The 18729-nt window shown below is 60.4% G+C and carries 19 protein-coding genes; 14 read left to right on the top strand and 5 right to left on the bottom strand.

The window, feature by feature from the left end:
• The first annotated feature begins 13 nt into the window (after positions 1 to 13).
• The 8 genes from murD (at position 14) to ftsZ (ending at position 9402) form a co-directional block, all read left to right on the top strand.
• Positions 14 to 1324 (top strand): UDP-N-acetylmuramoyl-L-alanine--D-glutamate ligase, encoded by a 1311-nt coding sequence (murD, locus tag DESPIG_RS01455; RefSeq protein WP_006004108.1) that lies wholly within the window; start codon positions 14 to 16, stop codon positions 1322 to 1324.
• Complete coding sequence (gene ftsW, locus DESPIG_RS01460; protein ID WP_006004109.1) at positions 1321 to 2529, top strand: putative lipid II flippase FtsW; 1209 nt, start codon at positions 1321 to 1323, stop codon at positions 2527 to 2529. The genes murD and ftsW overlap by 4 nt, the downstream gene beginning before the upstream one ends.
• Positions 2511 to 3581 (top strand): undecaprenyldiphospho-muramoylpentapeptide beta-N-acetylglucosaminyltransferase, encoded by a 1071-nt coding sequence (gene murG, locus DESPIG_RS01465; RefSeq protein ID WP_006004111.1) that lies wholly within the window; start codon positions 2511 to 2513, stop codon positions 3579 to 3581. The genes ftsW and murG overlap by 19 nt, the downstream gene beginning before the upstream one ends.
• A gap of 38 nt (positions 3582 to 3619) precedes the next feature.
• Positions 3620 to 4993, top strand: coding sequence for a UDP-N-acetylmuramate--L-alanine ligase (gene murC / locus DESPIG_RS01470; RefSeq protein ID WP_006004113.1), 1374 nt, complete (start codon positions 3620 to 3622; stop codon positions 4991 to 4993).
• Positions 4986 to 5864: a UDP-N-acetylmuramate dehydrogenase gene (gene murB / locus DESPIG_RS01475; RefSeq protein WP_006004115.1), complete on the top strand. Its 879-nt coding sequence runs from the start codon at positions 4986 to 4988 to the stop codon at positions 5862 to 5864. The genes murC and murB overlap by 8 nt, the downstream gene beginning before the upstream one ends.
• 164 nt (positions 5865 to 6028) lie before the next feature.
• The gene (locus DESPIG_RS01480; RefSeq protein ID WP_006004117.1) at positions 6029 to 6769 is read left to right on the top strand and encodes a cell division protein FtsQ/DivIB; all 741 of its coding nucleotides are present in this window, start codon (positions 6029 to 6031) and stop codon (positions 6767 to 6769) included.
• Positions 6770 to 6788: 19 nt separating this feature from the next.
• Positions 6789 to 8021 (top strand): cell division protein FtsA, encoded by a 1233-nt coding sequence (gene ftsA / locus DESPIG_RS01485; protein ID WP_006004119.1) that lies wholly within the window; start codon positions 6789 to 6791, stop codon positions 8019 to 8021.
• 46 nt (positions 8022 to 8067) lie between these two features.
• Positions 8068 to 9402, top strand: a complete 1335-nt coding sequence (gene ftsZ / locus DESPIG_RS01490; RefSeq protein ID WP_006004121.1) for a cell division protein FtsZ — start codon at positions 8068 to 8070, stop codon at positions 9400 to 9402.
• A 232-nt stretch (positions 9403 to 9634) separates the two neighbouring features.
• On the opposite strand, the gene DESPIG_RS13535 is transcribed toward ftsZ, so the two are convergent.
• From DESPIG_RS13535 to DESPIG_RS01515, 5 genes are all read right to left on the bottom strand, one after another.
• Entirely contained in the window at positions 9635 to 11650 is a 2016-nt protein-coding gene (locus DESPIG_RS13535; RefSeq protein WP_147589231.1) for a hypothetical protein, read from the bottom strand.
• Positions 11651 to 11814: 164 nt separating this feature from the next.
• Positions 11815 to 12237 (bottom strand): tRNA (N6-threonylcarbamoyladenosine(37)-N6)-methyltransferase TrmO, encoded by a 423-nt coding sequence (tsaA, locus tag DESPIG_RS01500; protein WP_050760233.1) that lies wholly within the window; start codon positions 12235 to 12237, stop codon positions 11815 to 11817.
• 189 nt (positions 12238 to 12426) lie between these two features.
• Positions 12427 to 12792, bottom strand: a complete 366-nt coding sequence (locus DESPIG_RS01505) for a cupin domain-containing protein (protein ID WP_040368941.1) — start codon at positions 12790 to 12792, stop codon at positions 12427 to 12429.
• A gap of 187 nt (positions 12793 to 12979) precedes the next feature.
• Entirely contained in the window at positions 12980 to 13519 is a 540-nt protein-coding gene (locus DESPIG_RS01510) for a lysozyme inhibitor LprI family protein (protein WP_006004129.1), read from the bottom strand.
• Positions 13520 to 13579: 60 nt separating this feature from the next.
• The gene (locus DESPIG_RS01515; protein WP_050760234.1) at positions 13580 to 14914 is read right to left on the bottom strand and encodes an MATE family efflux transporter; all 1335 of its coding nucleotides are present in this window, start codon (positions 14912 to 14914) and stop codon (positions 13580 to 13582) included.
• Between the two features lie 216 nt (positions 14915 to 15130).
• On the opposite strand from DESPIG_RS01515, the gene DESPIG_RS01520 reads away from it, so the two are divergent.
• From DESPIG_RS01520 to DESPIG_RS14200, 6 genes are all read left to right on the top strand, one after another.
• The gene (locus tag DESPIG_RS01520) at positions 15131 to 15811 is read left to right on the top strand and encodes a DUF134 domain-containing protein (RefSeq protein ID WP_040368942.1); all 681 of its coding nucleotides are present in this window, start codon (positions 15131 to 15133) and stop codon (positions 15809 to 15811) included.
• A gap of 10 nt (positions 15812 to 15821) precedes the next feature.
• A complete protein-coding gene (locus tag DESPIG_RS01525) occupies positions 15822 to 16709 on the top strand; it encodes a nucleotide-binding protein (RefSeq protein WP_006004132.1) in 888 nt (295 codons plus the stop codon).
• Entirely contained in the window at positions 16702 to 17571 is an 870-nt protein-coding gene (locus tag DESPIG_RS01530; protein WP_006004134.1) for an ATP-binding protein, read from the top strand. Before DESPIG_RS01525 ends, DESPIG_RS01530 begins: the two co-directional genes overlap by 8 nt.
• Positions 17572 to 17606: 35 nt before the next feature.
• Positions 17607 to 17987: a NifB/NifX family molybdenum-iron cluster-binding protein gene (locus DESPIG_RS01535; RefSeq protein ID WP_006004137.1), complete on the top strand. Its 381-nt coding sequence runs from the start codon at positions 17607 to 17609 to the stop codon at positions 17985 to 17987.
• 15 nt (positions 17988 to 18002) lie between these two features.
• Positions 18003 to 18365 (top strand): hypothetical protein, encoded by a 363-nt coding sequence (locus DESPIG_RS01540; RefSeq protein WP_006004139.1) that lies wholly within the window; start codon positions 18003 to 18005, stop codon positions 18363 to 18365.
• 184 nt (positions 18366 to 18549) lie between these two features.
• Positions 18550 to 18729: hypothetical protein (locus tag DESPIG_RS14200; RefSeq protein WP_006004141.1), on the top strand; the 180-nt coding region annotated here is incomplete at its 3' end.

Genomic DNA, 18729 nt, shown 5'->3' on the forward strand with positions numbered 1-18729 from the left:
CGAGGAATGTGACATGGCTCAGAATGAAGATCGTGGCCGGTGCATCAAGGCCGGTGAACTGGCTGTAGTGGTGGGCGCCGGGCGTTCCGGCAAGGCAGCGGCCCGTCTTCTGTTGCGGCAGGGCGCCCGGGTGCGCCTGCTGGAGAGCAATCCCCAGGCGCTGGACGAAGCGCAGGCCGCGGCCCTGCGCGCGGAAGGCATCGAACTGGTGCTGGGGGACCAGGGGCCGGAGCTTTTTGCCGGTGCGAAGCTGGTGGTGCCCAGCCCCGGCCTGCCCGTGGTGCGCCTGCGCGAGATGATGGGCCCCCACGCCGATGCGGAAGGTACCGAGATCCTGGCCGAGATGGAGCTGGCCTGGCGCGCCCTTGACGGCGAGCCCGTGCTGGCGGTGACCGGCACCAGCGGCAAGACCACCACGGTCAGCCTGGCGGCGGCCATGCTGCGGGAGCAGGGCCTGCGTGTTTTTCTGGGCGGCAATATCGGCACGCCCCTTTCGGAATATCTGCTTTCCGGCGAAAAGGCCGACGTGCTGGTACTGGAGACCTCGAGCTTCCAGCTCCAGTGCTGCTCCACCTTCCATCCCCGGGTGGCCGTGGTGCTGAACATCTCGCCCAACCACCTGGATTACCACAAGGACATGGAAGAATACATCGAGGCCAAGTTCCGCCTGTTCCGCTGCCAGACGGAAGAGGATCTGGCGGTGCTGGCGCCCGAGCTGGAAGAGACCGCCGCCCGTTTCGGTCTCAGGGCCCGCAAGGTCTGGATCCGGCCTGAAGGCCGCTTCCCCGACTGCCCGCTGTTCGGCCAACACAACCAGTTCAATGCCGAGGCCGCCTGGCAGGCCTGCCGTCCCTTTGGCGTGACGCTGGAGAACGCCGCCCGCGCGGTGGCTGCCTTCAAACCCCTGCCCAACCGGCTGGAATCCGTGGCCCGCGTGCACGGCGTGCTCTATGTGAACGACTCCAAATGCACCACGGTGGCCGCTCTGGAAGTGGCGCTGGAAGCCATGGACCATCCCGTGCACCTGCTGTGCGGCGGCAAGTTCAAGGGCGGGGATCTGGACGGCATGAAGGATCTGCTGCGCCGCAAGGCCAAGAGCGTGAACCTGTACGGGGCCAGCCGCGAGATCTTCGAGGCGGCCTGGCAGGGCGTGGTGCCCCTGTGCTGGCACGAGCGCATGGAAGACGCTGTCCTGGCCCTGCAGGACAAGGTGGGGGAGGGCGATGTGGTCCTGCTGGCACCGGCGACCTCCAGCTTTGACCAGTACCGTAACTATGTGGAACGCGGCAACGACTTCAAGCGCATCGTGGGAAGCCTGGCATGAAGAACATGTTCCTGAGCAGGAAGGAAAAGAAAAAGGAAGAATCCGCTCCCCAGGGCGGGGGCATCTCGCGTGCCCTGGGCAAAGTGAGTTTTGAAGGCTTCGATTGGTGGCTGTTCACCCTGATGCTCATCATCCTGGCCATCGGCCTCATCATGGTGCTGTCGGCCAGCGGTATCGTGGCCGAGCAGGTCAACGGTGACAAATACTACTTTTTCAAGCGCCAGCTGATCTTTGCCTGCGGCGGGGGCCTCGTGCTCTGGGGCGCGGCCCTCATGCCCCGCAGCTGGCTCTACAAATTGCAGTATCCGGCCATCTTCCTGTCCCTGTTCCTGCTCCTGCTGACCCTGTCGCCCCTGACGCCGTCCATCAACGGCGCCAAGCGCTGGATCCCTCTGGGGCCCGTGAACCTGCAGCCCATGGAGTTCGTCAAGATCTCCCTGGCCCTGTATCTGGCCTATTTCATGAGTTCCAAGCAGGCACTGGTCAAGACCTTCAGCCGGGGCGTCATCCCGCCCTTTGCCGTGACGGGCCTGTTCTGCGGCCTGCTGCTGTTGCAGCCCGACTTCGGCAGCGCCGTGGTGGTGGCCAGCATTTTGTTCTTCATGTGTCTGGCCGGGGGCACACGCTTCATCTATCTGTTCTTCGCCATGATCCTGGCCTGCGCCGGCGCCATGGCCCTGGCCATCCTCGAGCCATACCGTCTGCGCCGTCTGCTGGCTTTTCTGGATCCGTTCGCCGATCCCACCGATACGGGCTACCACCTGGTGCAGTCCCTGCTGGCCATCGGCTCGGGCGGCTTTTTCGGCGTGGGCGTGGGCGCCAGCCGGCAAAAGATGTTTTATCTGCCCGAAGCCCACAACGACTTCATCATGGCCGTGCTGGCCGAGGAGCTGGGCTTTGTGGGCATCACCGTGGTCATGCTGCTGTTCGGTCTGCTGTTCTGGCGCTGTTACCGCATCATCATGCGCCAGACCGAACTGCGTGACCGGCTGACGGCCTTTGGCCTGACGGTCATCCTGGCCATGGGTGCCGTCATGAACCTGGCCGTGGTCATGGGGGTGGCGCCGCCCAAGGGCGTGCCCATGCCCCTGATGAGCTACGGCGGCAGTAATCTTATGGCCACCATGCTTTGCGTGGGCCTGCTCATGAATTTTTCTCGCACGGCCACGGGCAAGGAGGGGAGCATATGGAAAGAGTCCTCTTAACCACCGGTGGCACCGGCGGGCACATCTTCCCGGCGCTGGCCGTGGCGGAAGCCCTGCGTCTGCGCCATCCCGGTGTGGAACTGCTGTTCGTGGGGTCGCAGTACGGTCCGGAACAGCGTCTGGCCCAGGCGGCGGGCATCGATTTCATCGGCCTGCCGGTGCGCGGCTTCCTGGGGCGTGGCCTGCGGGCCTTTGCCGCTGCGGGGCGCATGGCCTGCGCCGTCTGCCGGGCCCGGGGCATCATCCGGCGTTTCCGCCCCCAGGTGGTGGCCGGTTTTGGCGGTTATGCCGCCTTCGCGCCCATGCTGGCGGCCCGTCTGGCCGGTGTGCCCACGGTGCTGCATGAGCAGAACGCCATCGCCGGCATGAGCAACCGCATCCTGGGACGTCTTGCCCGGCGCATCTGCCTTTCCCTGCCGGGGACCGAGGGCTTCGATGCCTCCCGGACGGTACTGACGGGCAATCCCGTGCGGGCCGCCGTCGTGGCCCTGGCCGGGCGGCAGCATGATTTTTCCGGCAAGCGCCTGCTGGTCATGGGCGGTTCGCTGGGGGCCCATGCCCTGAACGTGCATGTGTGTCGGCATCTCGACACCCTGCGTGCCGCGGGCATCGAAGTACGCCACCAGACCGGCGTACGCGACGAGGCCGCGACCCGCGAGGCCTACGCGGCGGCGGGCTATGATCCGGCCTGTGTGAGTGCCTTCATCGATGACATGGCTTCGGCCTATGCCTGGGCGGATCTGGTGCTGTGCCGCGCCGGAGCCACCACCGTGGCCGAGCTTTGCGCCGCGGGCCTGCCCTCGGTGCTGGTGCCCTTCCCCTATGCGGTGCATGACCATCAGACGCGCAACGCCCAGGCCCTGGTGGCCGAGGGCGCGGCCCTGATGCTGCCCGAGGCCCGCATGGAGAGCGACGGCCTTATGGCGCAGGTCACGGACCTGTTGCAGGATACCGGCAGGCTGCGCACCATGGCGGCGGCGGCTTCCGGCTGTGCCCGCGTCCGCGCGGCGGAGCTGGTGGCCGCGGAACTGGAGACCGTGTGCGCACGGTAAGTTCACGACAACATCTTCTTCTGGATAGAGAGAGACATATGGACAGCAAGATTCGGCAGATTCACATGGTGGGCATCGGCGGCGCCGGCATGAGCGGCATCGCGGAAGTCCTGCTCAACCTGGGCTATGACATTTCGGGCTCGGACATGAGCGATTCGGCCGTGGTCAAACATCTGCGCAGTCTTGGGGCCCGCATCGCCGTGGGCCATGCGGCCGAGAACGTGGGCAACGTGCAGGTGCTGGTCAAATCCACGGCCATCGCCGAGGACAACCCCGAAGTGGTGGAAGCGCGTCGCCGCAACATCGCCATCATCCCCCGCGCCGAGATGCTGGCCGAACTGATGCGCCTGCGCCAGGGCGTGGCCATTGCCGGTACGCACGGCAAGACCACCACCACGTCCCTGACGGCCTCCATCTTCGACACGGCCGGTCTGGACCCCACGGTCATCATCGGGGGGCGTCTCAATGTCTACGGCACCAACGCCCATCTGGGTAGCGGCCACTACCTCATCGCCGAAGCCGATGAATCCGACGGCTCCTTCCTTTGCCTGTTCCCCATCATCAACGTGGTCACCAACGTGGACGAAGACCATCTGGACCACTACGGGACCCGGCAGGCCATCGACGACGCCTTCGTCCAGTTCATGAACAAGGTGCCGTTCTACGGCCTCAACGTGGTCTGTGGCGATGATCCCGGCGTGCGGGCCCTGCTGCCGCGCGTCAAGCGTCCGGTGCTGACCTACGGCTTCGCCGCCGACAACCAGCTGCGTGCCGTGCTGCTGGAATCGGGCATGACCAGCCGTTTCGAGGTTTGGCGCGATGACCAGAAGCTGGGCGAAGTGACTCTGCCCCATCCCGGCCGCCACAACATCCTCAATGCCCTGGCCGCCATCGGCGCCGCCACGGCTGCCGACATCCCCTTCGAGCGCTGCGTGGAAGGTCTGGCCACCTTCCGGGGCGTGGGACGTCGCTTTGAATTCAAGGGCGAACGCAATGGCGTGACCGTCATCGATGACTACGGTCATCATCCGGCCGAGATCGCGGCCACGCTGGCCACGGCCCGGCAGGTCTTCCCCAATCGCCGTCTGGTGGTGGCCTTCCAGCCGCACCGCTTCAGCCGCACCCAGGCCCATTTCGGCGAGTTCTGCAAGGTCTTCGATGTGGTGGACCAGCTGGTGCTGACGGAGATCTACGCCGCTTCCGAAAAGCCCATCCCCGGTGTCTCCGGCGAGAGCCTGGCCCAGGGCATGCGTCAGGTCTCCGAGACCCCTGTCACCTACTTCCAGACCATCGACGCCATGGTCAAGGGCCTGGACGATATCCTGAAGCCCGGTGACGTGCTGCTGACCCTGGGGGCCGGTACCATCACCCGTGTGGGCCCTGCCTGGCTGGAGGGCGGCAAGGATGCGTGAGATCCTGTCCCCGTCGCTGGCAGAGCGGACATCACTGCATCTCGGGGGCCGGGCCATCGCTGAACTGGTGCTTGAGCGTGCCGAGGATTATCCGCTGCTGGCAGAACGGTTGCAGCAGCTGGGCGGGAGCCCGTTCATCATTGGCGCGGGCACGAATCTGCTTGCCCGCGATGGTGAATTACCAGTCGTGCTGCTTCGTTCTGCAATCAAGGAAGGCCCCGAAGTCGTCTGGGAATCTGAAGAGCGGGCCCATGTGCGGGTAGGGGCGGGCGTGCCCCTGCCGCGCCTGCTCGGTTTTTGTGCCCGGCGGGGTTTCGGCGGTCTTGAGGGCCTTGTCGGCATCCCCGGGAGCGTCGGGGGGGCCGTGGCCATGAACGCGGGTTCCTACGGTTGCGAGACATGCAGGAATCTCTTGGAAATCAAGGCTGTTGTTGATGGTCGCCCGCAGGTCTTCCCGGCAGCGGAACTGCAGTATGGTTACAGAACCTTGCTGGTGGACGGCAGAAAAAACGGTTTTCTTGTGCTCGAAGCCATATTTGACTTGACCAAGACTGACAGGGATGGCATTTCTAAACTCATGCATCGCAATATTTGCGAGAAAAAGTCTAAACAACCTGTGACAGCGTGGAGTGCGGGCTGCGTATTCAAAAATCCGGCCCCGGACAAACCAGCCGGCATCCTTTTGGATAGGGCCGGCTTTCGCGGCAGGCGGCTCGGTGGGATGGCTTTTTCGACCATGCATGCCAATTTTTTGATAAATGAAGGGAATGGCAGCGCGAGCGCCGCGTTCGAGCTGATCGAGAGTGCGCGGCAGGGGGTGCTGGAGCTGTTCGGCATCACGCTGGAAACGGAAGTCAGGATCGTGCCGTGACCTTTTCGCTGAAAAAAAACCGGCGCAATACGCGTTCTTACAGCGGCAGTTCGACGCCTGCTCCCAGTCGCAGCACCGCTTCCCGCCCCAATACCCGCAACCGGACCAAGCCGGCGAGGGAAAAACGGCAGTTCTCCCTTTGGAGCAAGCTGCAGGGCGGGCGTGTGCAGCGTTTTTTTTGCGTCCTGCTCCTGCTGGCAGGGCTGGTCGCGGCTGTGGCAGGTCTGTGTGCCGGCTCCATCTGGCTGTACGGCAAGGCCACGACCAGTGACTTTTTCGCCACGCGGCATATCGACGTGGCCGGAAATGTCCGGTTGTCGCGGGAGATGGTCCTGCAATACGGCGGCCTGAAGGAAGGGGAGAACTCCCTGGCGGTCAGCATCGCCGAAGTGGAGCGCAAGCTGCGTGCCACGCCCTGGGTGGAAGAGGTCTCGGTCAAACGGTTGTTGCCGGACCGCTTCGTCATCAAGATCAAGGAGCGTATGCCCACCTTCTGGGTCCACAAGGACGGGGTGTTGTATTACGCCAATGAATCCGGCGAGGCCATCGCCCCGGTGGAGAGCCGCAACTTCCTCTCCCTGCCGACGCTGACCGTGGAAACGGGGGCCGAGGATGACGTAGCCTACCTGCCGCGATTCATGAAGGATCTGCATGCGGGCAGCCTGCCGGTGGAGGCAGGGGCCATTGCGTCGATCACGGTGAGCCCCGCACGGGGTATCGAGATATATTTGGAAGACCGCGAGATGCGGCTTTCCATCGCAACGGACGACTGGGCCGGGAATCTTGCCCGGATCGGCCTGACGCTGGGGGATCTGGCACGCAGGCACGAGCTGAAGAACGTGCGTGAGGTGCGCTCTGTCAACGGCAGTGTCTGGGTGACGCTCAGTCAGCCCATGCGCGGATGATGTTTGGTGAGGAGTAACTATGGCGGATCTCATTGTAGGCCTGGATATCGGCACTACCAAAGTGTGCGCGGTCGTAGGGGAAATGGCGGAAAACGGCCTGGTGGATGTCGTCGGGATCGGCACCCGTCCCTCTCACGGCATGCGCAAGGGCGTGGTGGTGAACATTGAGCAGACCGTGCAGTCCATCCGGGGCGCCATCGAAGACGCCGAACTCATGGCCGGCTGTGAGATCAATTCGGTCTATGTGGGAATCGCCGGCGGGCATATCGCCGGGATCAACAGTCATGGTGTCATCGCCGTCAAAGGCGGCGAGGTGGGCCAGCGCGACGTGGAACGCGCGCTCGATGCGGCCCGCGCCGTGGCCATCCCCGCCGACCGTGAAGTCATCCACATCCTGCCGCAGGAATACATCGTGGACAACCAGCGCGGCATCGCCGATCCGCTGGGCATGGCGGGCGTGCGCTTGGAAGTCAAGGTGCACATCGTGACCGGTGCCGTGACCTCGGCCCAGAACATCGTGCGCTCCTGCCACCGCAGCCAGCTGGAAGTCTCGGACATCGCGCTGGAATCCCTGGCCTCGGCCAAGGCCGTGCTGACGGAAGAAGAGCGCGAGCTGGGCGTCGCTCTGGTGGATATCGGCGGCGGCACCACGGACATCGCCATTTTCGCCAACGATTCCATCAAGCACACCCATGTGCTGGCGCTGGGCGGCCAGAACCTGACCAACGATATCGCCTTTGGCCTGCGCACCCCCATTGCGGCGGCCGAGCGTATCAAACTCAAGTACGGCTGCGCCCTGACCGACATGGTGCGTCATGACGAGTTCATCGAAGTGCCCACTGTGGGCGGCCGTGATCCCAGCCGCATCTCCCGCCAGATCCTGGCGGAGATCTGCGAGCCGCGTATGGAAGAGATCCTGTGCCTGGTGAACCGGACGCTGGAAAACTCCGGTTACAAGAACTTCCTGGGTGCAGGCGTGGTGCTGACCGGCGGCACGGCCCTCATCGAGGGCTGTCAGGAACTGGGGACGCAGATCTTCAACCTGCCCACGCGCATCGGTTACCCCCGCAATGTGGGCGGGCTCAAGGACGTGGTGAACAGCCCCAAGTTCTCCACGGCCGTGGGGCTGCTGCGTTACGGCGCGGAAAAGGAAGTTTCCGGGCAGAAAAAGTTTACTCCCACGCACAGCGACAGCGGCGTTTTCGAAGGCCTGCTGGCGCGCATGAAGAAGTGGTTTTCCGACATTTCCTAAAAAAACAAAGCGGGCAAGCTTTTAGAGTATTTGAGGAGAGGGAACTATGTCACAATCCATTGTTGATGATATCGACATCACGCTGGGCAATAACGCCAAGCTTAAGGTCATCGGTGTAGGCGGTGGCGGCGGCAATGCCGTGCAGAACATGATCACTTCCGGTCTGCAGGGGGTGCAGTTCATCTGCGCCAATACCGATATGCAGGCCCTGAGCCGCAACAATGCTCCGGTCAAGATCCAGCTGGGTGAAAAGCTCACCAAGGGCCTGGGTGCCGGTGCCAATCCCGCCGTGGGCCGCGAGGCCGCTCTGGAAAGCGTCAACGCCATCCGGGAAGCCATCGGTGATGCCGACATGGTTTTCGTGACCGCCGGCATGGGCGGTGGTACGGGGACGGGGGCCGCGCCTGTCGTGGCCCAGACCGCCAAGGAGATGGGCGCCCTGACCGTGGGTGTCGTCACTAAACCTTTCTCTTTTGAAGGTGCCCGTCGCCGTCGCTTTGCCGAAGAAGGTCTGGAAGAGTTCAAGCAGCATGTGGACTGCCTGATCACCATCCCTAATGACCGTCTGCTGGCCTTCGCTCCCAAGAAGACCCCGTTCTCTGCCATGCTGCAGAAAGCCAACGACGTGCTCTTCTACGCCGTCAAAGGTATTTCCGACGTAATTCTGGCCGACGGTATGATCAACCTCGACTTCGCCGACGTGCGCACCACCATGTCCGAATCCGGCATGGCCCTGATGGGCACCGGTGTGGCCGCCGGTGAGAACCGCGCCCGCGAGGCCGCCCAGCGCGCCATCAACAGTCCGCTGCTGGAAGACGTGTCTCTGGAAAGCGCCAAGGCCGTGCTCTACAACATCACGGCGTCCATGGACATCTCCACCGACGAGATCGCCGAGATCGGCGACATCATCGCCGATGCCACGCCCGAAGATACCAACATCATCTTTGGTGTGGTCTATGACGAGAACATCGGCGACGAACTGCGCCTGACCGTCATCGCTACGGGCATCGATCCCAGCGCCACGGTGGTGCAGCCCGTGCCCGAGCCGGTGAAGAGCTCCAGCGTGACCAAGTTCCCCGGTTCGCAGGCCGCTCCGGCCGCCCGTCCCATGGAAGCGCCGCAGGCTCCTGCCTATGAGCAGCCCCGTCCGCGTCCCGTGCGCCAGCGTGGAGACTGGATCCCCCAGAACTCCTATCCGCAGGGGGGCTATGGTCCCTATTCCGCCCAGGATCAGTTCGAGAAACCGACCTACCTGCGCACAGGCGCCACGCTGGGCCAGCAGCCCATGCCCCGGCGCCAGCACAACCCCGGTCATGAGGACTTCACGTATAGTGAAGAAGATTTCGAGATTCCCACGTTCATCCGCACCCAGGCCGACTAGGCCGTGCGGCAGGCCTCTTCAGGCCGTGGACGCATGAAATTTCAGGGCTCACCTCTTCGGTCCTGAAATGCCCGCCGGGAGGCCCATGGGGGGCCTCCCTTTGTACCGTTCCGGTGCACAAAAACGCCCGCAAGTTCGTCTTGCGGGCGTTTTTCGTTATGGAGTGCGATTCTGCTCTTTGTCGGAGAGGAGAAAAGGTGCTGTTTTATGTCTCAACCACCTCGCTGGTTGATCAACGCCCTTGGGATTCACACCACAGCAATAATCCATGTCGCATGGCGTCAGGGTCGGGGAGCTGGATGAAATTGCGGTGAGCAACAGCGTCTTCTATGTGCGGGAGGAGGAGACTCTGAGCAAATTTTGTTCGATCTGAAGAAGCAAACATATCTTTGAGTGTATCGCCAGTCAGGCAGTCAGCCAGTTTTGCGGTAATCATTTCTACTTCATGTTGATTGAGTAGATAGTCTTCTGCGAGATGCAAAAATTCTTTTTCTATGATGTCGACCATTTCCTTGGCGTCATCTTCTACAAATTTGTCCATGATGGCACTGGTGGCGCAGGCAGCAGCTGAACCGAGGCAGAATGAGCCTATGATTCCCCCGATTATGGCACCAGCGGCATTACCGATTACTGGAACGCATGATCCAAGAGCTGCTCCAGCCATAGCACCTCCTGCCCAACCAGCAGTGCCACCCGCAACAGAGCTTACTGTCGTCGTTACATTTTTGAATAATTGAGCACCAGAAATCCTTCCGCGGAAGGTATTGACAATATCGACAGATGAAAGAACTACAATAGTAGCAGCTGCAGTGATAATATTTACGCGTAGCAGTTTTGCAGCGCTATTCATTGCAGCTCCTCCATAGATATCCTTTCCACTTCGAAAGGCATTTGCGAGCAGTGACGCCCCTTTGTTCCCCATACATTTGACAAGATAGTCGCTCACTCCTACAAGTGCCCGATTTAATCCTGCTTTTGTAACCTGTCCTGCAATAATGGCAGTCATAAAAGAGGTGCCAAATACAGAAATCCCATTATGAACAGCCTTTTTCAAGGCAATGTCAAAATTATCTCCATTCCAGAGAGACGTAGCAAAGCTAATGACAGAAGTTATACCAAAAGAATATGCTGCGATAATACTTCCATTAACGGCATCATATGTTAAGGACTCAATAGTACCAGCTTTAGCGATATTTTTTACCTGCTCATAAGTAAAATGTCCTTTTTGTACAATATTCTTAGCTTCATCTGGATTTGTTACACCAGGGACTTCACCCCGTCGAATTCTTTCACGCATAGCTGCAAGTGCTGCGTCATATTTATCTGACGGGACTTCGACTTTCATAGGTGTCCCATCATCATTTAGATAGCGATACTTGTTGTCCTTAAAGCATTCAGATATACATTTACTACCTGTTTTGCAGTATTTTGACTGAATATAGATGCCATCGACAAGTCTGTCGGGCCCATCTTTGATGTTACTATCGCCGACAATATGGGCATCATGCCCAGATAATTTGTCATAAAGATGATTGGCGCGTTCAGCTGCAAAGCCATGTCCCCGAGCAGCGCAGAATTTTTCTTCCCCATAAACCGTCATGCCAGAACTAACATTGCTGTATATTGTACCAGGAATAGTGGATGTTTCAAATTCTGGTGAAATAGAGTTTATAGTAGAATGATATTTATTATGGATATTTTCATTCTCATTTATTTCCTTATTAATATTAAATGTATTTTTTGATATGCTAATTGTGTGCTCTAAAAAATAGTGAACAGCCTGCATATTCCATATTTCTTGATCGCAAATAAAATATTTATTATTTACATCATATATTTCAAGTGTGTTTTCATCTTCATCAAGTATTAATGATTTAATGCTAATATATGGTATGGATAAGATTTCATATGGGATAATATGTTCTTGATATTCAGTTTCTCCTGTATTTATAATATGTATAGATTTTGTGGTAAATATTATGTCCTTTGGCGTAATTGTTGTTGGTCTATATAAAAATCCAATTATATTATTAACTTGAATACCATCTATATATGATACATATTTAATGATCTCATCAAGGTCGGGAGGCATGTCGACAGGGGCGGCTTTTCTCCAAAGTGGTAGACAATATACGGATTGAAGATTTTTGTAGATTGTGTCTTCTAAATCAAAAGTTATTTGAGAGATAAATCCAAATTTTTCGTTTGCCTCATTAAAAATCCTATGAAGATTTTGTTCAAATGTCATACTAAGCCCCCTTGCTATAGAGATATAAAAATTATATTTAGATTATTGATTATATGTCAACTATATGTTTAAACATATGTTTTAAGAATATGATATTTATATCAAAAATGGCATGGAAGAATTATCGAATGTAGCAAAATATTAATTGTATCAGAGAGCCGCCGTCACAACAGAGCGCCGCTGTCCAGATCGGGGGAATGGGGCTTGATGTCCAGCAATGGCGTGCCATCCAGCATGTCCACATGCGAGACATGGAGGATGTTCCCGTCCCGGCGCAGCAGCGGTACCAGGCTCATGCCGATGCCGCCCGGACGGCAGGGGGCCCGGGTGGTGAAGACGCCGCGTTCCTGCGTCTGCCCATGCGGGATGACGTGCAGGCGCGGAGCCTCTGCCCGGTGGAAGGCGAAGAGCAACCAGATACGGACATAATGCTCCAGTCCTTCGAGCCCGGCCGCGAATTCGGGGAATATCTCCACCTGGCCGGTGAAGTCTGCGGCGTGGATGGGCTGCCGGGGCGTTTGGGCCGGATCGGTGTGCGGGGTGTGGATGATGCCGATGGGGCGGCAGGTGAACAGGGGCAGCGACATGGACACCTCCTGTGCATGTTTTCCCGGGGAATGCCACAAGGTACGGGGCTGGCGGGCAAAGGAGCATGCGGCCCTGGTGTCTTGCATGAAAGCAGGGTCCACGAACCGGCTGGGTGGCATGCCCCGGCAAAAGACGTATTGCCCGTTCGTGCCGGCCGCAGTGCTGGTGGAATGGGGACGACGCTTTTCCTATTCCTGTGGGGCGGCTGCCGCGCCATCATCTTGCGGACGCAGCTGCGGTGCGTGGATGGCCAGCCAGACACAGGGCTTGCTGGTCTCCAGTACACGGTGGCGTACATGCTTGGGCAGCAGAAGACACTGGCCGCGTTCCAGGGACACTTCACGACCATCGGCAAAGCCCAGCCGGGCGGAGCCTTCCAGCAGCAGGACCCATTCGTCCTTTTCCTGATCGTACCACTGGCCTTCCGGCGTCACATGGCCCCAGGAGACGATGCGCTCCACCAGCAGGCCGCTGTCCGAGGTGAGCAGGGGAGAGAAATGTTCCGGCGTGCCGGGAAGATGGATGTCTTTCGGCAGCGTGAGCAAAGAATCCATGATGCCTCCACAAAATGAGCGGACTGGAACACAGGACGCGCGGCCAGCCCGGTAAAAGGATGGCCCGAAGAGAGCATAACGGAAGGGCCGTCCTTTTATAGCCCGCGGACGGGCGGGAGAGTTCCGCAGGGACAGGAACGGGGCTCAGGGGGCCCCGCCCCTGTTTTTTACGAAAGCCAAAAGCGGCCTAGTCCAGCCCCATTTTTTTCATGCCGGAATTGAACAGGGATTCCATACTGTTGCCGAAATCCGACAGCCCCTTTTCGATATCATCCATAGTATTGGCGCGGCGGGCCGGCTTGTCTGCCAGTGAGGGATCCAGAGTCTCCAGATCATGGATGCGCTTGCGTAGCTGGTCGATCTCGAACCAGGCCAGGTTTTCCATGGCGCTTTGGCTGTTGGGATAGTTTTCGGCCACAGGGCGCATGCTGGTCTTGTACGCCAGCCAGCTGTGCTGGCTTTCTTCCAGAGCCTCCAGGCAGGCTGTGCTGCGCTTTTCCGCTTCGGGCCCGGAGAATTTTTTGCAGATGCCCTGCATGGCCTGATAGCGGGCATCCAGTTTTTTCTGCCAGTAGTCACGCTCCAGATCCAGGCACTGTTTTTGATCGGAACTTTTGGTGTTTTTCTTGATGCAGGCTTCGAATCCCGGGGCATGTTCGGCCGCCATGGCGGGAACGGACAGCAGCAGGGCGGCCAGCAGGGCAGGCAAAAGGCGTTTCGTGGGCATGGGGACTCCTTGTGTCATATGCCGCAAGCATACGGTATGCGGCTGTTCCTGTCAGCAGGTCTACCAGCCGGTACGCCGACGGCCGTGGACCAACAGGCCGATACCCAGCAGCAGGGTCAGGGCCTCGGCCAGGGGGATGGCCCAAAAAATATGTTCGTCTTCCAGCCAAAGGGCGAACAGGCTCAAAAACAGGGCGGGGAAGACCAGGCTGCGGCTCAGGGCCATGCCCACAGCCTGCAAGGAACGGTTGAGCCCCGTCAGGTAGCAGGCGATGCCCATATTCAGACCGCTGAAGAAAAAGCTCCAGCGGAAGTCGGCGATGAAATCACAAGCCAGGCTGCCCACAGCGGCGTTGTCGGGCAGGAAAAGGCGGGCCAGCTCCTGCGGGTAGAGGCTGAAGACAAGGAACATGATCACGCCCAGCGCCAGCAGGCTCAGCAGGGCGACGCGCAGGAAACTATGCGTCCGCTGGCGCAACCCGGCGGCATGATTGGCACTGACCAGTGGCGACAGGGTATCGCTGAGGCCGTAGGCCAGGGTCAGGCCGAACCACGAACCGTAGCTGACCACGGTGAAGGCGGCCACACCGGAGGAACCGAAGCGGGCCATCATCAGATGGTTGATGAGCAGGATGATGCTGCCCACGGAGATCTCGTTGATGCTTTCCGCGCTGCCGTTGAGGCTGGCCCGCAGGATCTCCCGCCAGCCGCAGCCTTTGAGGGTCAGGCGCAGCAGGGCACGGCGGGAAAGGAAGTGGATCAGGAACAGGAGCAGGGTACAGCTGAAGCCCAGCCCCGTGGCCAGGGCCGCCCCTTGCACGCCCCAGCTGAAGCGGGCGATGAATAGGTAATCCAGAAAGATATTGACGCCAGCGCTCAGGATGAGCCCCAGAGAAGCCAGAGTGGGATGTTGGTCCACCCGGGCGAACTGCGAAAGGGCGTAGGAGGCGGGCAGCACAGGGCTGAAAAGCAGGATGGTGGTCAGGTACTGGTGCGCAGGCCGTATCACGTCGCCATCCGCCCCCAGCAGCGTCAGCAGCAGCGGCCGGAACAGCAGAGAGAGCAGCGCCAGCACCAGACCGGCCAGCAGGATGAGCAGCATGGTGCGGCCAAAGACCGCCGAAGCGGCACGCAGATCGCCCCGTCCCACATGGTGGGCGCTGCGGACCGTTCCGCCCACGGAAAGCATGACACCCATGCCGAAGAAAATACTGAAGACAGGGCTGACGATATTGACGGCTGCCAGAGCCTGGGCACCGACATAGCGACCGATGAAGATGGTATCCACCAGACCGGCGGACGAAAGCAGGAGAAAGGCCGCGGACCAGGGCAGGCCGTAGCGGAAAAAGGTCTGGGCCACGGGGCGGTCCAGCATGCTGGCACGATTTTGGGACATGGGAACCTCGTGATGGCTGCGCAGGGCAGGCCCGGGACTTGTACCATGCGGCCAAGAAAAGCGTCAACGCGCCGCGCGGAAGCGGGAAAAAGCGGCGGGATCCGGGAAAGGGGCTTGACATGGCCGCCGCAAGGATTATGCTCAATTGTGCAAAACGTCCGCAAGCCTGGTATCCTTTCCGGCTGCGCGCCCGTTTTGCCAGATATTGGAGAAATCATGCCGCGTCCCAGACAGTGCCGCTATGTGGCCACCACTCCCAGTGTCACCTACTTCAAGCCGCGGGGCATCCCCATGACGGCCCTGGAGGAAGTCTGCCTGGGAGTGGAAGAACTCGAAGCCCTGCGTCTGGCGGATCTGGAAGGCCTGACCGGTTCCGAGGCCGCCTGCCGCATGCGTGTGTCCCGGCATACGTTCGGCCGTACTCTGGCCGCGGCCCGGCGCACGGTGGCGCTGGCCCTGGTCACGGGCCGGGCCCTGCGCATCGAGGGCGGTCATTACGCCCTGGCCGAACCCGATCCCCGGACTGCGGACGCAAAGGAGAATACCATGCAGAAGATTGCCATTTCCAGTGAAGGCCCCACCCTTGACGATCTCGTCGATCCCCGTTTCGGTCGCGCGGGCGGTTTCGTGGTGGTGGATCTGCCGGACATGAGCGTGAGCTATATCGACAACGGCGCTTCCCAGACCATGAGCATGGGCGCCGGCATCGAAACCGCCGAACGCGTGGCCAACGCGGGCGTGCAGGTGGTGCTGAGCGGCTATGTGGGCCCCAAGGCTTTCGACGCCCTGAAGGCTGCGGGCATCAAGGTCTGCCAGGATGTGAGCGGTACCGTCCGGGAAGCGGTGGAACGCTTCCAGAAGGGCGAATTCCCCTTTGCCGACGCGCCCAACAAATAGGGGAGCCTTTATGCGTATCGCCATTGCCAGCGGCAAGGGCGGGGCAGGCAAGACCAGTGTGGCCGCCTCCCTGGCCAGCGTCTGGGACAGCCCCCTGGTGGCCGTGGACACGGACGTGGAAGCGCCCAACCTCCACCTCTTCCTGCCCCCGCAGGTGGAGGGGAGCAGCAAGGCCTGGCTGGAGGTGCCTTCCCTCGATCTGGCCGCGTGCAGCAAGTGCGGCAAATGCCGCGAGATTTGCAGCTTCAAGGCCATCGCCTCCTTTGCCGGCAATATCAGCATCTTCCCCGATATGTGCCACGGCTGCGGCGGCTGTTTCGCCGTCTGTGCGGACAAGGCCCTCAAACCCGTGGGCCGGGAACTGGGCGAACTGGAACACGGCACAGTGCTGGACGGCACGGTCCGCTTCCTCATGGGCCGTACCCGTATCGGCGAATCCATGACGCCGCCCCTGCTGCGCCAGCTGCGGGCCCGTCTGGACACCATGCTGGATGCGGTCCCGGCCGATGCCATCCTCGATGCGCCTCCCGGGGTCAGCTGTCCGGCGGTCACGGTCACCCGTGATGTGGACCTGATCCTGCTGGTGGCCGACCCCACGCCCTTCGGTTTCCATGATTTCAGATTGGCGCATCAGGCCTTCCTGCCCCTGAACAAGGCCATGGCCGTGGTCATCAATCGGGCCGGGGCCGAGGGCAATGCCGATGGCGACGCCGCGGTGCGTGGCTACTGCCGTGAGCATGGCCTGCCCCTGCTGGCGGAGCTGCCTTTTGAACGGGCCGCCGCCGAGCAATATGCCAATGGCCGCCTGCTAGCCGCGCTGTCCCTGGAATGGAAACAGCGTTTCGAACACTTGCGCGATGCCCTGTGCCGTCTGGGCGGGGAGGTGTGTCATGCGTGAGATCGTCGTCATCAGCGGCAAGGGCGGGACGGGCAAGACCACGGTCTGTGCCTCCTTTGCCCATCTGGCCGAAAACAAGGTCATCTGTGACCTGGATGTGGATGCCCCCGACCTGCACATCCTGTTGCAGCCGGAGGTCAAGGAACGCACGCCGTTCATCTCGGGACATAGCGCCCGGATCCGTCAGGATGACTGCATCCGCTGCGGCCAGTGTGCCGATCTGTGCCGTTTCGAAGCTGTCCGTCCCCATGACGGGGGCTTCCTCATCGATGACCATTGCGAAGGCTGCGGCGTCTGCGTGAAGCTTTGCCCGCAGCAGGCCATCGATTTCCCCGACAATCACTGTGGTGACTGGTACGTGAGCGACAGCCGCTTCGGTCTGATGGTCCATGCCCAGCTTTTCCCCGGGCAGGAGAATTCCGGTCGTCTGGTGAGCCTGCTCAAGGCCCAGGCCAGGGAACGTGCCAGGGCCCTGGGGCTGGAGACCATCCTGTGCGACGGTTCGCCGGGCGTGGGCTGCCCCGTCATCAGCTCCCTGTCGGGGGCCAGTCTGGCCGTAGGCGTCGTGGAACCCACGCCGTCAGGCCGCCACGACTTCAGCCGCGTGGCCGATCTGTGCCGGCATTTCCGCATCCCGCTGGCCATCATCATCAACAAGGCTGATCTCAATGTGAACGAGGCCGATGCCATCGCCGCGGAATGCGCCGAACACGGCCATACCCTGCTGGGGCGGCTGCCCTTCGATCCGGTGGTGACCCGGGCCATGGTGCAGCGTCGTGCCCTGACAGAATTCGACAATCCTCTTGGCAACAGCCTGAAGGACATGTGGTCGGCCCTTCAGGATATGCGCACCGGCCGCTAGGCCGCGCACCTTCGACCAGAAATGGAGCGTTTATCATGAGCTTTCTTCTTGCCGTGCCTTCCTGCATGCCTGGCGGTCTCGATGCCCAGATGGGCATGCACTTCGGCCATTGCGACATCTACACCATCGTGGAAATCGAAGACAACGCCATCAAAGCCGTGGGCACGCTGGAAAACGTGCCTCACCAGCAGGGCGGCTGCATGGCTCCCGTGCAGCACCTGGCCAGCCATGGCGTGAAAGCCCTGCTGGCCGGCGGCATGGGCATGCGTCCGCTGATGGGCTTCCAGCAGGTGGGCGTCAACGTCTTCTTCGCCGGTCAGTACCCCACCGTGGGCACTGCCGTGCAGGCCTTCCTGGAAGGCAAGCTGCCTCCCTTCACCATGGACTTCACCTGCGGTGGCGGCGGCCATCACTAGGCCGTGGGGTCCGCTATGGATATCCTGATCGTTACCTCGCGCCCCGAACACTGGGCCCCGGTCCTTCCGGTCATGGAAGGCCGTGGTGCTTCTGTCCGGCAGGCGGGTTCGCTGGAACAGGGCATGGAGCTGGTGCGCCAGCAGGCGCCCGCTCTGGCTGTGCTCGACCTGGGGCTGGAGCCTGAGGAGCTGCGCAAGGCTGTCATCGACATCCTCATGGTCAATGCCATGATCCATACGGCCGCTGTCAGCCCCATGACGGCGGCGGAATTCCACGACAAGATGGAAGGGCTCGGCATGCTGATGTCCCTGCCTGTGGATTTCTCGGTCCAGGACGTGGAAAAGATGATGACTGCTCTGGAAGGCCTTGCAGGATAGAGACCTGCTGAGCTGAGAACAAGGGGGATCCTTTGGCCGGGCTGTTGCCTGGAGAAGGATCCCCTTTTTTGTGGCAGCGATTCCCGTGCCGGCGGCGCCGGGAATGCGTTCTGCTGTATTCCCTCTCCGTCAAGACAAAAAAAGATTCCATCAATGCCTTGTTCCGGCATAGGGGGCACGAGCCTTGTATACGGGCAGCCTTTTTGCTGGAAATATTGTTTTTTCCGCCGCAAGGGAGGCGCAGCCCATATTTGGCGAAGAAAGGAGAAAAGCGAAAGGGAAAGCGGCAAAGAAATTTTTAGGAAATTTTGCCTGTTTTTCCGGTGTGTTGATTGAACAATCAGTCAGTATGGAACAAAACCAC

The sequence above is a fragment of the Desulfovibrio piger ATCC 29098 genome (assembly GCF_000156375.1).
In the GTDB taxonomy this organism is placed as follows: Bacteria; Desulfobacterota; Desulfovibrionia; order Desulfovibrionales; family Desulfovibrionaceae; genus Desulfovibrio; species Desulfovibrio piger.